Origin of the sequence: Thermoleptolyngbya sp. PKUAC-SCTB121 (assembly GCF_016919485.1) — a bacterium.
Lineage (GTDB): Bacteria > Cyanobacteriota > Cyanobacteriia > Elainellales > Elainellaceae > Thermoleptolyngbya > Thermoleptolyngbya sichuanensis.
This window is the reverse complement of record NZ_CP070366.1, coordinates 1254929-1267961: the sequence shown is the minus strand read 5'-3', so window position 1 is coordinate 1267961 and position 13033 is coordinate 1254929. Positions and strand designations below refer to the sequence as shown.

The following is a 13033-nucleotide window of genomic DNA, read 5'->3' as shown; positions in this document are numbered from 1 at the left end:
TTGGAGTTGGGCAATTTCTAGTCAGTTATTTCTAGTCAGTTTCTATCTGTTCCGACACTTGCTCCTGGCTACAGAACACTGACTAAAATTCCGAGTATGACGATTGCAACGAGAATCGCCAACGCAATCTGGAGCCAACTGAAGGGGCGATCGCCACAGACTTTTCCAGACTGCCCGTTCACCACGATTGTGTAGCGCCGTCCTTTGAACTCGTAGGCCCCCGTCCATACTGGCAGAAGGATGTGCTTAAAGGTAATGTCGCTATAGGAGGTGGAGAGGGAATAGGAGGTGGAGAGGGAATCGATACACTGTTCATCGCCGCCAATTTTGCACTCTACAGCCCTACGAATTTCAGTCTCCATCTTTTTCTTTGCCCGCTCAAAACCCTCTTTGAGATTAATCTGATATCGCTGTACCTTGAACCCTGACAAGTAAGAAGCGTTATAGGGCGCTAATTCAGACAAATCCCATCCCTCAACAGCTCGCAAGTGATTTTGGTCAACTGATTCAGCCGCTGCCACAAGAACATCATCAAAGGCATAATCCACGCTTCCTGATACACGAGTCCAATGGGTTTCTACGACTTCGCGAGTGTCTGTAATGGTTCTCCCATCATTATCAGTCATGGTATAAGTTTCAGTCCTTGTGTGGCGATCGCCCCGCTTCCCGCGATATTGACTACAGGTTTTGCAATCGTAGGTCCAGAATGGCAAATAAATGCCCTGCAACCCCGCGTGTTGAGACAAGCGCTTCAGCCCCTTTGGCGCAAACCAGCGCTGGCGCAGCCACTCGCTCACTTTCTCTCGGGCCTGCCTTTGGCCAATCGTGAACGGTACCACCCCTCCAGGAGTGACCACCGGGCTAGCAGTACGGGGCTGCGCCACGATATTGGTGTTGCAAAACGCACATTTCCCGGCCACCGTCGGCGGTTCAAACGTAAACCGAGCGCGGCACCCTGGACACTGCACTTCGACTGCCTGCCCGGACAGAGCGGCCAGTTGAGTATGCTTTTCATTCAGGTGAGCCTCAAAGGATTGCTCTGCCAGCAGGGAGGTCTTGTTTCGGGCGATCGCCTCTCGCCGACCACAGTAAGGACACTCCATCTGTCCTCTTTTAGGATTAAACTCTAGCGACGCACCGCAGCCCGGACAGGAAAGCTGTGACTCACTGGAGGAGTGGCGCTGCATAGTCATAGGAGTTTTTGCTAAGAGTTTGATTCAGAGGTAGAGCAACCCTTGCGTTGGACGTTGCTTAACAGCATTTCAACAGCAAACGATGCAGAGCGAACCATGCGGAACAAACCATGCAGAACAAACCATGCAAAACCCGCAGGTTACGGGGCAGGAGGAGGCGATGGTGGCAGCAAGACAGCCAGTTCTGGAACTGCATTTGCAAACTGCCAGCCATTCATCCCTGACCGCCATACGTAAGTCTGAGCAGTTAGCCCTTGTTGAAGAAGCTGATTAAAAGCGGTCATAATCATGTTGCGGATGTGATCGCTGACCTCATCCACCTGGAAAAGTCCATCCGTGCTGACCAACTCTTGAAGCAGAACTTCAGGCTGAACAATCCGCACATTATAGGTGCCATAGGCCCGTAGGCGAACAGGGCCCAGTTCGGCATCCCGGAGGATGATGGGATTAGAAGTTCCCCACCTGGTTGCCTGACACAAGTCCCGAAAGCCCAGAAAATTCGTTGTCTTGGGATCGAAGCCCATAGCTCCTGAGTTGGAGCCGGAGGGCTTGGTCAGAGGAGCTTTTGGGCCAGCGTCCCCTACGAGAAATCAGGGGTTTCCAGAGATGTGTCAGGCAGTCAGGTTCCCCACTTGAGGTTCGTGAAAATTCGAGTATTGAAGAAGTATACTTCTGCCTTGAATGGAGAGTTGAAGGCATAGGGCCAACCCATTAGTGTTGTAAGAATGGGCAAATTTTGGGTTGACAGCGTATACATCCCAGGCCCGAAGCAGTCAGCAATGCGACCTTCGTTGACAAATACCGTCTTTTGACCAGGGCGTACGGTTAGCTTTGCCCCCATTTTGATTTCGTTGTTGTATCGCTGAAAGCGATAGACCATCGTGTCATTGGTAGAGTCTAACCACTCGATGATGTCTACAAACTCACCTCGAATCTTCTCGAAGAGACTCACACTAAGAGCTAATTTATGAAGCAAATCTTAAGAAGCCTGAAACTCTTGGCATGTGTGGCTTTGAGGTCATGTTTGCCCAGGAAAAGCGGTTTCTCGGAAATCCTTGATTAACAAGGCTTTCAGGCTCCTTTACAAATTAGCTCTAACCTCCAGGTTTAATCCAGGTCAGACAAGATTGGTCAACAACAGACTGAATCCGGACAATTGCAGAGATAGAGAAAATATTGCTTTTGAGGCGTTGCTTCTACGAACTAGCGATGCCTTTTGTAAGGCGAATGCACCCCTGAATGCTTTGCTTAGTGCTCAAAGTTTCAGATGTGTTGCTTAAGTCAGCACGAGTAACTCAGTTCGGCCTGAGCTAGCAGAAACAGCCCTGACAATCTGCAAGCCCATATATTCTGCAAGCCTATATATCAAGAGTAAGCTGATCCTAGTGTGCCCACGCTTCTAATCGAATAACGGAAATGAAGAAGGATTGGGTATCTTTAGTCAGGGCATCTCTGAAGGGAATGCGAAAGTTAGTTTCAGCCAATTTTTCAGCCGGTTGCTGAGCCTATCGATTGATACAAGCTCTAGCTCTCATTTTCCGTAGTCTATCCAATAGTCTACCCATTGGGATAACGCATAGTTTTTCCTTGCCAGATCCTATGATGAACCTATGACTTAGGTATCTTCAGCGCCTACCCTATGACACTTGGCAGATTTGAGGAAGTTGCAGAACCTATTAGAATGGGCAGCGAGAGGGGCGATCGCCTCGATTTTCACCTAGGTTCTAAATTCCGCTCTAAGTTCCCATGATTCGATCTTGGATGGTGATTGGCGGGGTGATGCTGGGTCTGGCGTTTGCGCTGGGCAGCGTGACCACTTCGCGGGGGCGCGGCTGGTTTCGGCGGCTGCGGCGGCCCGACTGGCTCACGTTTGAGAAATTTATCCCGGTGATTTGGACGACGGTCTTTACCTGCGCCGCTTGGTCTGCCTACATCATTTGGGAACGAGAACCGGGCACGTCTAGAACCTGGGGGCTGATGGCGACTTACCTGCTGCTGGAAGTGGTTACGCTGCTCTACACGCCTCTCATGCTGGGGGCACGGCGAATTCGCGTGGGGCTATGGCTGGGTGCGGCGGGGCTGGTGGTGGCGATCGCCCTCTTTATCATGCTGCTGCCGCTGTCGCGTCCGGCGGCTTGGCTGCTGATGCCGTATCTGATCTGGAGTCCCATCGGCACTTACACCACCTGGGAAATGATGCAGCTCAACCCTGAAGAAGCCTGATCTAGTGTCTGTAGAAATTCAGCTTGTGGGGGGCTGCACCGACCTTTGCAGGGCGCTCATACTCAGCTCCGCCACCAACGCCAGCAGCGCCACGGGAACTGCGCCCACCAGCAAGATAGCGTTGTCGTATAGCGCAAAGCCGCGCACAATAAACGTTCCCAGCCCGCCCGCGCCGATAAACGCCGCCAGCGTTGCGCTGGCAATGACCTCCACCAGGGCTGTTTTGATGCCCGCAATGATGACGGGCAGCGCCAGGGGAAACTCCACCTGCCGCAACACCTGTACCGGACTCATGCCCATGCCGTGGGCAGCTTCGCGGATCATTGGGTCAATGGTGCGAAAGGCGACATCCGTGCTGATCAGAATTGGCGGCATCACCAGCAGCGTCAGGGCGATCGCCGCCGATTGAAAGCTCAGCCCAAAGTAGGGAATCGCCAAAAACAAAATCGCCAGACTGGGAATCACCCGCAGCGCGTTGAAGCCATTGATCAGGACAGCCGAGACAGCGGGCGATCGCGCACTCCACAACCCCAGCGGCAACCCCAGCAGCAGCCCCACCGCCAGCGGCACCGCCACCAGCCACAAATGCTGCTGCAACGCATTCAGCAGCGCGTCCCCGTTTGCCATTCCATATTCATAGGCCTGCCTAAACACGCCCACGCGCTACGCCTCCTCCAGCATCAGCAGTTCGCGCACCACTTCACGATAGGGCTGCACCACGCGCCACTCGCGGGTAAAGACGTGAATCGGTTCCCCTGCCATGTTGGACTCTGGAAAGCGCACCGACTTGGGCACGGGGTCAAATACACGCACACCCTCAAGCTGCGATCGCAACAGCTTTAGCACGTCCTGCGTAATCACTGTGTTTGTTTCTGCCATCGTCGGCAGTACGCCCAGCACCCGCAAATTCGGATTCAGGCGACTCTTTACTGAGTCAATCGTCTCCAGCAATCCCTCTAGCCCTTTAATGGCAAAAAACTGACACTGCACGGGAATCAGCAGCCAGTCCGCAGCAGACAGGGCATTCAGCGTCAGCAGACCCAGGCTGGGCGGACAGTCGATTAAAATTTGCTCGAACTGAGATTTGGCAGGCTCCAGCGCCGATTTTAAGGCATAAAATCGATCGGGCTGGGAAAGCAAATCTTTTTCTGCTTTGACCAGAGAAATGTCGGTGGCCAGCAGGCTGAGTCCAAACCGAGTCGGGGCGATCGCCTCTGTAATACCAACCTTCGCAGTAATCACGTCATAGGTCGTGTAGGGAAGCGACGACGCATCTACGCCCAGTCCCGTAGACAAGTTGCCTTGTGGGTCAAGATCTACCGCAAGGCATGGCCCTTCTTCCGCCAGCAGACCCGCCAGCGCGATCGTAGACGTGGTTTTTGCAACGCCGCCTTTCTGATTGGCGATCGCAATGATCATAAGCCGACCCGCCCTGCGTCCAAACATGCTGCTTTAGAGAAGCATGTCTGCCTTTCCTTTTGCCGTCAGCTAACCATGTTACCCCCACGATCGCACAAGCTCCAAATCTCTACTCCAAATCTCCACACCAAATGCAATTTCTAATGCATTTCAGGACTTACACACTTGCAATTAAGTTTTCTGGGTTTTGGACGATTTCTCGCGGGCTGCGCCCGCGAGAAATCGTCCAACTGCGTCAGTCCTAGCACTGAATATTGCGTTGAATATATATTGCATTGAATATACTCCAAATGCCCATTCCAAACACAAATGCTGTGAGCGTGCGGACATGAACCCGCAACGACCCACAGCATCGGTTGGTTTATATTCAGCCTGATATCAATCTCAAGCAAAGGGGCTTTGAAAAAGAGCAACCCGTTCTCTCACAACAGCACTTCTAGAAGCGCTTCCGCCGCAGTTTCCGCTTTGCCAACGCCTTGCGCTTCCGCTTTTCTATCGGTGTTTCAAAATGGCGGTTTTTCCGCATATCTGGGAAGATCCCTGCCTGAGAAACTTTGCGCTTGAAGCGGCGGAGGGCCGATTCAATTCCTTCGTTTTCTCCAAGTACAACTTGGGCCATTCCATCTCCTCTTAAATGTTCAGACTGAAGATTTAGAAAAAATCTCAATCAGCCTGTTTGCAAAATCCTTCTCTCCCGGTTTTGATCCTGATCTTGACTCTGGTTACTTAAGGTAGACACAACGTTCAAGAGCAATGGGGCGATCGCCCCACATAGGTTGCTCTGAGATTGCTCTGATCAAGAATTGATTCTGAATCAAGCGCCACTCATTGCAGCAGCAAACTCGTAACCCACAAAGGCAAAAAACCACAAAGGCAAAAAACCACAAAGACAAAAACTTGCTTGGAACCGCACATTTGCTTCAACATGCAGCCCCAAGCAAACAGGCAAATACTAGCAATTAGGAAATCTGCGCTGCGCTCTATCGCAAAAACTGGCTTAGAAAAATCTGCTTTACCAAGCTAAAACCTGGCAAGATGCAAGACTACAAACCAGACCTTTGCAAGCTCTAGTAGGAAAGCTCTAGTAGCGACGAGAGAAGTTGCCACCGCCGCCGCCCCGATTGCCACCCCAGCTACCGCCAGAGGAACGATCTTCGCGAGGCTTGGCCTTATTCACCTTCAGATCGCGACCCATCCACTCTGCGCCATCCAGCGCTTCAATTGCCGCTTCTTCTTCCGCATCCGTACTCATTTCCACGAAGCCGAAGCCACGAGGGCGACCGGTTTCCCGATCGGTGGGAAGCTGAACGCGCTTTACCGTACCATATTCAGCAAAAACTTGGGTAATTTCTTCCTGCGTTGCCTCGTAGGACAGATTACCGATGTAAATGGACATTTGGACTCCTTCCAGAATCAAAAAAAGTTGCAGAGAGTTAGATTCGGAGAGCCATTCGTCACGCGAGTACACAGCCGAAAATAATCCCACCTAACCCTAACACACTCCCACAAAAGCGGTGGCCAATCGTTCATCGAGTGGCGGCACAGAAACAAGCCAAAAAATCAGCCAAAAACTTTATCAGACCATTGTTTGCCGGACTTTGCACTGGGGATAATGAGGTAAAGAACCTTCAAATTTCGTCGTCTTTCTATTAACTTTTGCAAACAAAGTCTGCTTTGTGATGACTAATCCTGTAGGCAGTGCCGAAAACACGTCCGACAATCCGCCAGAAAACCCGCTGTTAACCCTCGACTTTGAGCCTGCATTTGAATCCCTCGGCGAAGACTATGCCGATCCCGTGGATGCGGCCCAATTTCCCCAGCATCTTCTACGGTTTCGCAATGATGACTTGCTTGACACTCTAGAGCTTCATCCGAATCAGGTCGCAGATGAGCATTTTATTCAAGCGTTCGGCAAATTTGCGGGACGCTTTCCGCTGCTGGCGATGCGCTATCACGGCTACCAGTTCGGCTATTACAATCCTGATCTGGGTGACGGGCGCGGCTTTTTATACGGACAGGTGCGCGGCATAGACGGCAACCTATACGACTTGGGAACCAAGGGATCAGGAACTACGCCCTATTCTCGCGGCGGTGATGGGCGGCTAACGCTGAAGGGCGGCGTGCGCGAGGTGCTAGCGGCGGAGATGCTGCACGTCATGGGCGTGCGAACGTCGCGCTGCCTCAGCTTGATTGAGACCGGGGAGGCTCTGTGGCGGGGCGATGAGCCATCCCCCACCCGCTCATCGGTGATGGTGCGAATGCAGCGATCGCACATTCGGTTTGGCACCTTCGAGCGGCTGCATTACCTCGAACGCCCTGATCTGATTCGCAAACTGCTGGATCACGTCATCGAGACCTACTACGCACACCTGAACCAGGAGCCAGACCGGGATGCCCGCTTCTATGCGGAATTGGTGCAGCGCGTAGCGGAACTGGCGGCCCAGTGGATGGCAGCGGGCTTTTGTCATGCGGTGCTGAATACCGACAACATGGCCATCACGGGCGAAAGCTTTGACTATGGCCCCTACGCCTTCATTGAGCGGTTCGATCCCCGCTTTACCGCCGCCTATTTTGACCAGATGGGGCGCTACGCCTATGCCAACCAGCCAGGGATCTGCAAGCTGAATCTGGAACTGTTGCAGGAACCGCTGAAACAGGTGATGGATGCAGCGGACTTGGAAGCGGGCTTGGCGACATTTGAAGCACACTATATCGCTGCCTATAGCCAGTTGATGCTGCACAGGCTGGGGTTCGGCGAGTTGCCCACCGAGGTTGGCCATGAGCTAATCGGGCGGACGATCCAGTTTTTGCAGTCGACCAAGATTGGCTATCACGACTTCTTTCGGGCGCTGCGGGAGCAGTTTTCACCCAGTTGGCGAGCAGATGCAGCGCTGATTTTTACTGACTCGGTGTCCAGCAATGCCGACGCGCTGGAAAGCACCTTCAAGGCGTGGCGACTGGCCTATCACCGGGCGCTGAACCAAATTCCTGAAGCTGCTTTGGATGACGTAAAGGCGCGACTGGCGCGGCACAACCCGACCGTGGTGATTATCCGTTCAGAAATTGAAGCCGTGTGGGGTGCGATCGCCGAATTGGACGATTGGGAGCCGTTCAACAGGCTGCTTCAGCGTATTCGCTCCTCTGTTGAGCCGCCTGCTGAGCCGCCTCTGCCCTAACTCCAATCCCCAGCGGTGGAAAGGTTTCCAATCGTTACATTTCCAATCGTTACAATAGTCACCGATCCTTGACAGGCCGTAGCCAAATTCAATGGAATTTGACACGCTCAAAAATAATCAAAAATAAACGGTGAATGGCAGCCTAAGCGGTTTCAAAACAATCCTTCCAGCAGTTCTCTTGAAACCGTTAATCATCCTGAAAAAGCGCGGTTTCAGCGAATACAGAACAGATAGATGAAGGAAGGGCGATCGCCCTGCAAAGGGCTTTTGGCAGCGTTTTTACAACATTCTTTTACAACGCTCTTTGGAATATGCTCACTTCTCTAGAACGCAGTCTATATTGATCCCCAGAGAATCCTCAAAAATCACCTGTCCAGGTCACTCGACAGGATTGCAACATCAGAACTAGACTGGGATATCCGGTCTTATGCATCAATCGATACAGATAGAAAGCCTAGCTATGCGAGAACTCCTGCCCGATTCGTCCAAGGTCGCTTCCGCCGCTCGTGTTTCTGCACCCCCGCTTGCTGCGCCCATTCGGGCCACTGGTGCCTACGCTCTGATGGACAGCCTAGTACGGCACGGGGTTCAGCATATTTTTGGCTATCCCGGCGGCGCGATTCTGCCGATTTATGATGAACTGTACCGCTTTGAGCAGACAGGCGCACTCCGCCATATTCTGGTACGCCATGAGCAGGGCGCATCCCATGCCGCCGATGCCTACGCCCGCGCAACCGGAAAGGTGGGCGTGTGCTTTGGCACCTCCGGCCCTGGCGCGACCAACTTGGTGACGGGCATCGCCACCGCCCAGATGGACTCGATTCCGCTGGTGGTGGTGACAGGGCAAGTCTCTCGCAGCGCGATCGGCACTGATGCGTTCCAGGAAACAGACATCTTTGGCATCACGCTGCCGATCGTGAAACATTCCTACGTCGTTCGCGATCCCAAAGACATGGCGCGGATCGTGGCAGAAGCTTTCTACATTGCCCGCTCTGGTCGTCCCGGCCCCGTGCTGATTGACGTGCCCAAGGATGTGGGGCTAGAAGCATTTGACTATGTGCCCGTTGAGCCAGGAAGTGTGAAACTGCCGGGCTATCGCCCCACCGTGCGCGGCAATCCCAACCAAGTCCTCAAGGCGCTGAAGCTAATTCGCGAGGCGAAGCAACCCCTGCTCTATGTCGGCGGCGGCGCGATTACGGCAGATGCCCATGCGGAGGTTCATGCGCTGGCAGAGCGGTTCCGGTTGCCCGTGACGACGACGCTGATGGGCAAGGGCGCGTTTGACGAGCATCATCCGCTGTCGGTGGGGATGCTGGGGATGCACGGCACGGCCTATGCGAACTACGCCGTCAGCGAGTGCGACCTGCTGATTGCGGTGGGGGCGCGATTTGACGACCGGGTGACGGGCAAGCTGGATGAGTTTGCCTCTCGCGCCAAGGTCATCCACATTGACGTAGACCCCGCAGAGGTGGGCAAAAACCGCGCGCCAGAAGTGCCCATCGTCGGAGACGTTCGCCATGTGCTAACTGACCTATTGCGGCGCGATTTGGAAAGCGGCGCAGCCCCAGATCCGAGCCAAACGCAGGAGTGGCTAGCCCGCATTGACCGCTGGAAGCACGACTATCCGCTGACCGTGCCTCAGTATGCCGACATGCTGTCGCCTCAGGAGGTAATTGTGGAAGTGGGTCGGCAAGCGCCTGATGCCTACTACACGACTGATGTCGGCCAACACCAAATGTGGGCGGCGCAGTTCCTCAAGACGGGGCCGCGCAAGTGGATCTCTAGCGCGGGGCTGGGCACGATGGGCTTTGGGATGCCTGCGGCAATGGGCGTGAAAATGGCCCTGCCGGAGGAGCAGGTGATTTGCATCAGCGGTGATGCCAGCATCCAGATGAATATCCAGGAGTTGGGTACGCTGGCGCAGTATGGCATTGCTGCCAAGACGGTGATCATCAACAACGGCTGGCAGGGCATGGTGCGCCAGTGGCAGGAAACCTTCTATGAGGAGCGCTACTCTTCTTCGGAAATGGAGCCGAGTATGCCGGACTTTGTGAAGCTGGCCGAGGCTTACGGCGTGAAAGGAATGGTGGTTCACAACCGCGAGGATTTGGCAGGGGCGATCGCCGAAATGCTGGCCCATCCCGGCCCGGTGCTGATGGACGTGCATGTGAATCGCAACGAAAACTGCTACCCGATGGTGGCCCCCGGCAAGAGCAACTCGCAGATGATTGGGCTGCCGGAGCGCCCTAAGGCAGAACCAGAGCAGGCGCTAGTGGTCTGCAATCGCTGCGGCACAGAGAACCCGCCGGACAATAACTTCTGTCCAAATTGCGGCACGAAGCTTTAAGAGGATGTTTGAAAAGTCCTACTGTTTGTAGCAAAGCGTGCAAGATCCCCCTAAATCCTCCTTAAAAAGGGGGACTTTAAGGCGGTTTCCCCCCTTTCTAAGGGGGGTGGGGGGGATTTCTGAGTGCTTAACACTACAGGCGATGCCTTTTCAAACACCCTCTAAGAAAGCAGTTCTAAAGAGAGCATCTCTAAGAAAACAAGAAAGCGGGCAGTGCCCGCTTTTTTCGCATTTTTATAGTGTTTTTAATTCGCGTTTTTTTATTCGCGTTTTTACAATCGGATGCGCTCTAGCAAAGCGCGATCGCCAAACGTTTCGACCTCCATTGGATTAACCGCCAGGGGCAGGGGAAAGGTCTCCAGCAAGCGCTGGGGCGACCACTCGATGGGCTGCCAGATGCGGTCAATGGCGGCGATCGCCCGCTCCCAGTTGGTCGGGCGCTTCCGTTCGCGACAAAAGATGTGCAGCGTCTTTAGCCCCATGCCTGCATAATAGTCGCGCACGCGATGGTCGAGAAACACCTGCTCGTCCATCAAATCCACCTGGAGCGGGCCCCGCCCAAACGGGCGAAAGTAGGCGCAGGGAATGCCGTAGGTTTCAGCAATCACCAATCCATGCAGGCTGGTGCTGAGGATTCGCTTGCAGGCGGTCATCTCGCGCACTCGGTCTTCCAGCGCAGTCAGGTTGGCATCGGTGAGCGTGGTGATGATTTTCACCGAATCGCGCAGATCTTCGGGGATGTAGTAGCGCCCCAGTTCGTTTCGCACGGCGGCCCCATCTTTCAGCTCGCGCAATTCGGAAATATGCACCACGATGCCCAGTTCGTGGGTCTTTTCTGTGGCAGGAGACATGATCTTGGGCAGCAGCATCACCGGGTCGCCATAGGCATCGGTCACAGGAATGCCCTGCTTTTCAAACACTCTGGCGCTAAAGGGGCCGCGCAGCGCGTGAATTGTGAATTCTGTATTCTCCGGCCGCTCATAATACGTCAAGTGGCGGTGGTAGGGATGCCGCTTGCCGTCGATGCCCGTGCCCCAGAGGTGAACTGAGCCGTTCTTTAGCCCGTGCCCAATCGTGCCCACGCTGGCCAGGCGCTCGGAAGCCGAGTCGAACCGCTGATGCACAATCGGCAAGCCCGATAGCGCACTGACAATCACCGGGCTGAGCGCATCACCCAGATTCGCGTAGGGCTGCCGCAGCGTCGTCGCGGCCCAGCACAGGGGCACAGGAGCATTGGCCTGCAAGCGGGGCGACCGCCCAAAGGTCTGCACCACTTTAGCGCGGAACCCGCTGGAAGCTTTGGGCTGATCCGAATTGGCCGCCTGGGCCATCTGGTGGGATACCGGATCAGCCCCCGTTGGCCAATCCGCCTGCAAATCAGCAGGGGCAGGCGAAGATACCGCGTTTACCTTTTCAACCCGGTCGGCAATCGAAAGCTGGGGATACCAATGGCGATCGAAATAGCGCAGTACGGCGTTTACCAAGCTACCCGTCTGGAGCGATCGCCAAAAATCCTGAATAGGCTGCAATCTGTGCCTGATCTCTGAACCCTGCCCAATGACCTGTGGTGCTTGATCCAACCCGTCAGCAGACTGTTCTGGGATTAGCTCTGGCTTGGCGAACGTAAATTCTGAAACAGAAGGGGTGCGATTGGACTCGTGAGAAACGTCTCTTTGCTGCATTAGGGTCTCGCTGCGGACTGATCAAGCAAACTGGTTTTTGCTAGCCCAGCATTTACTAGCCCAGCATCTAGGAGTGGCTAGGGCAGAGCTTCTGGGATTTGACTTGGCCTTTACACGGTTTTTTCTGCTGAAAGGATGAGGAGGAGAGCGATGTGCGCCGCTTATCTTAATAGTATTCCCGCTTCGAGCTATGGTAGGAGCGGTCAACCCCGGAGGATAGAGGAGCCGTGACGCAGTTTTTATTCATTACCGACCTGGATCATACGCTGGTAGGCGATGATGAAGCAATGGCGCAGCTCAACGAGGCGCTCGATTGGCATCGCCGCACCCACGACACCAAGATTGTCTACTCGACGGGGCGATCGCCCTCGCTGTATCAGCAACTCCTGTCGGAAAAGCCTCTGCTGCCCCCTGATGCCGTTGTCACAGGTGTCGGCACGGCTATCACCTATCCCGACGGCAGCCCCGATTCCCTCTGGTGGGAAAAGCTGAGCGATGGCTGGTCGCGCGATCGCGTTCTGTCCACCGTTGCCCATTTTGCAGATTTGGAGCTTCAGCCCGCAGAGGAGCAAAACGAGTTTAAGGCAAGCTATTTTCTGGATGCGGCGATCGCCCCTGATTTGCTGCCTGAGCTAGAAGCCGCCCTCCAGTCCCAAGGCTTGCAGATCAACCTAGTCTACAGCGGCGGCCGCCACCTCGACATCTTGCCCCAAAGCGCCAACAAAGGGCTAGCGATGGTGTTTTTGCGGCAGCAGTGGGGCTTTGAGCCAGAGCGCACCGTGGTCTGTGGCGATTCGGGCAACGACCTGTCAATGTTCATGATGGGCGAAGAGCGCGGCATTATCGTCGGCAATGCCATGCCCGAACTGCGCCAGTGGCATCAGGAAAACCTTGCCCCGCACCGCTATCTGGCAGACGGTCACTGCGCTGCGGGTATTCTGGAAGGACTGGATTACTTCGACTTTTTGTAACGCTGGGCTAAAGGTTGTAACG

10 protein-coding genes and 2 pseudogenes are annotated in these 13033 nt (G+C 54.5%); 4 read left to right on the top strand and 8 right to left on the bottom strand.

The window, feature by feature from the left end; genetic code table 11:
* Positions 1-68: 68 nt before the first annotated feature.
* The 3 genes and pseudogenes from JTM80_RS05270 to JTM80_RS05260 form a co-directional block, all read right to left on the bottom strand.
* A complete protein-coding gene (locus JTM80_RS05270; RefSeq protein WP_205370728.1) occupies positions 69-1103 on the bottom strand; it encodes a hypothetical protein in 1035 nt (344 codons plus the stop codon).
* A gap of 230 nt (positions 1104-1333) precedes the next feature.
* On the bottom strand, positions 1334-1717 hold the full coding sequence (locus tag JTM80_RS05265; protein ID WP_205370727.1) for an SPFH domain-containing protein: 384 nt from the start codon (positions 1715-1717) through the stop codon (positions 1334-1336).
* A 107-nt stretch (positions 1718-1824) separates the two neighbouring features.
* Positions 1825-2145 (bottom strand): annotated as a pseudogene (locus tag JTM80_RS05260) (SPFH domain-containing protein); the annotation flags it as partial.
* 794 nt (positions 2146-2939) lie between these two features.
* Between JTM80_RS05260 and JTM80_RS05255 the strand changes: the two are divergent.
* Positions 2940-3416, top strand: a complete 477-nt coding sequence (locus tag JTM80_RS05255) for a TspO/MBR family protein (RefSeq protein ID WP_172354605.1) — start codon at positions 2940-2942, stop codon at positions 3414-3416.
* A gap of 18 nt (positions 3417-3434) precedes the next feature.
* Here the strand turns inward: JTM80_RS05255 and JTM80_RS05250 are convergent, their stop codons facing one another.
* The 4 genes from JTM80_RS05250 to JTM80_RS05235 form a co-directional block, all read right to left on the bottom strand.
* Positions 3435-4076: an ABC transporter permease gene (locus tag JTM80_RS05250; protein WP_228721722.1), complete on the bottom strand. Its 642-nt coding sequence runs from the start codon at positions 4074-4076 to the stop codon at positions 3435-3437.
* Between the two features lie 3 nt (positions 4077-4079).
* Complete coding sequence (locus JTM80_RS05245) at positions 4080-4862, bottom strand: ParA family protein (protein ID WP_228721723.1); 783 nt, start codon at positions 4860-4862, stop codon at positions 4080-4082.
* A 409-nt stretch (positions 4863-5271) separates the two neighbouring features.
* Entirely contained in the window at positions 5272-5454 is a 183-nt protein-coding gene (gene rpsU, locus JTM80_RS05240) for a 30S ribosomal protein S21 (protein WP_068514896.1), read from the bottom strand.
* A 462-nt stretch (positions 5455-5916) separates the two neighbouring features.
* Positions 5917-6231: an RNA-binding protein gene (locus JTM80_RS05235; RefSeq protein WP_068514894.1), complete on the bottom strand. Its 315-nt coding sequence runs from the start codon at positions 6229-6231 to the stop codon at positions 5917-5919.
* Between the two features lie 283 nt (positions 6232-6514).
* Here JTM80_RS05235 and JTM80_RS05230 point away from each other — a divergent pair.
* Both JTM80_RS05230 and ilvB read left to right on the top strand, forming a co-directional pair.
* Positions 6515-8069, top strand: a pseudogene (locus JTM80_RS05230) (YdiU family protein).
* Positions 8070-8471: 402 nt separating this feature from the next.
* The gene (ilvB, locus tag JTM80_RS05225; protein ID WP_172354609.1) at positions 8472-10358 is read left to right on the top strand and encodes a biosynthetic-type acetolactate synthase large subunit; all 1887 of its coding nucleotides are present in this window, start codon (positions 8472-8474) and stop codon (positions 10356-10358) included.
* Positions 10359-10630: 272 nt separating this feature from the next.
* On the opposite strand, the gene JTM80_RS05220 is transcribed toward ilvB, so the two are convergent.
* Positions 10631-11887, bottom strand: a complete 1257-nt coding sequence (locus JTM80_RS05220; protein ID WP_205370725.1) for a polysaccharide pyruvyl transferase family protein — start codon at positions 11885-11887, stop codon at positions 10631-10633.
* Positions 11888-12267: 380 nt separating this feature from the next.
* On the opposite strand from JTM80_RS05220, the gene JTM80_RS05215 reads away from it, so the two are divergent.
* On the top strand, positions 12268-13011 hold the full coding sequence (locus JTM80_RS05215; protein WP_205370724.1) for a sucrose-phosphate phosphatase: 744 nt from the start codon (positions 12268-12270) through the stop codon (positions 13009-13011).
* Positions 13012-13033 lie beyond the last annotated feature (22 nt).

Excerpts from the sequence above, each read along its gene's own strand:
- JTM80_RS05270 (WP_205370728.1), bottom strand. The coding sequence starts at position 1,103 with ATGGAGTGTCCTTACTGTGGTCGGCGAGAGGCGATCGCCCGAAACAAG.
- JTM80_RS05265 (WP_205370727.1), bottom strand. The coding sequence starts at position 1,717 with ATGGGCTTCGATCCCAAGACAACGAATTTTCTGGGCTTTCGGGACTTG.
- JTM80_RS05255 (WP_172354605.1), top strand. The coding sequence starts at position 2,940 with ATGATTCGATCTTGGATGGTGATTGGCGGGGTGATGCTGGGTCTGGCG.
- JTM80_RS05245 (WP_228721723.1), bottom strand. The coding sequence starts at position 4,862 with ATGTTTGGACGCAGGGCGGGTCGGCTTATGATCATTGCGATCGCCAAT.
- rpsU (WP_068514896.1), bottom strand. The coding sequence starts at position 5,454 with ATGGCCCAAGTTGTACTTGGAGAAAACGAAGGAATTGAATCGGCCCTC.
- JTM80_RS05235 (WP_068514894.1), bottom strand. The coding sequence starts at position 6,231 with ATGTCCATTTACATCGGTAATCTGTCCTACGAGGCAACGCAGGAAGAA.
- ilvB (WP_172354609.1), top strand. The coding sequence starts at position 8,472 with ATGCGAGAACTCCTGCCCGATTCGTCCAAGGTCGCTTCCGCCGCTCGT.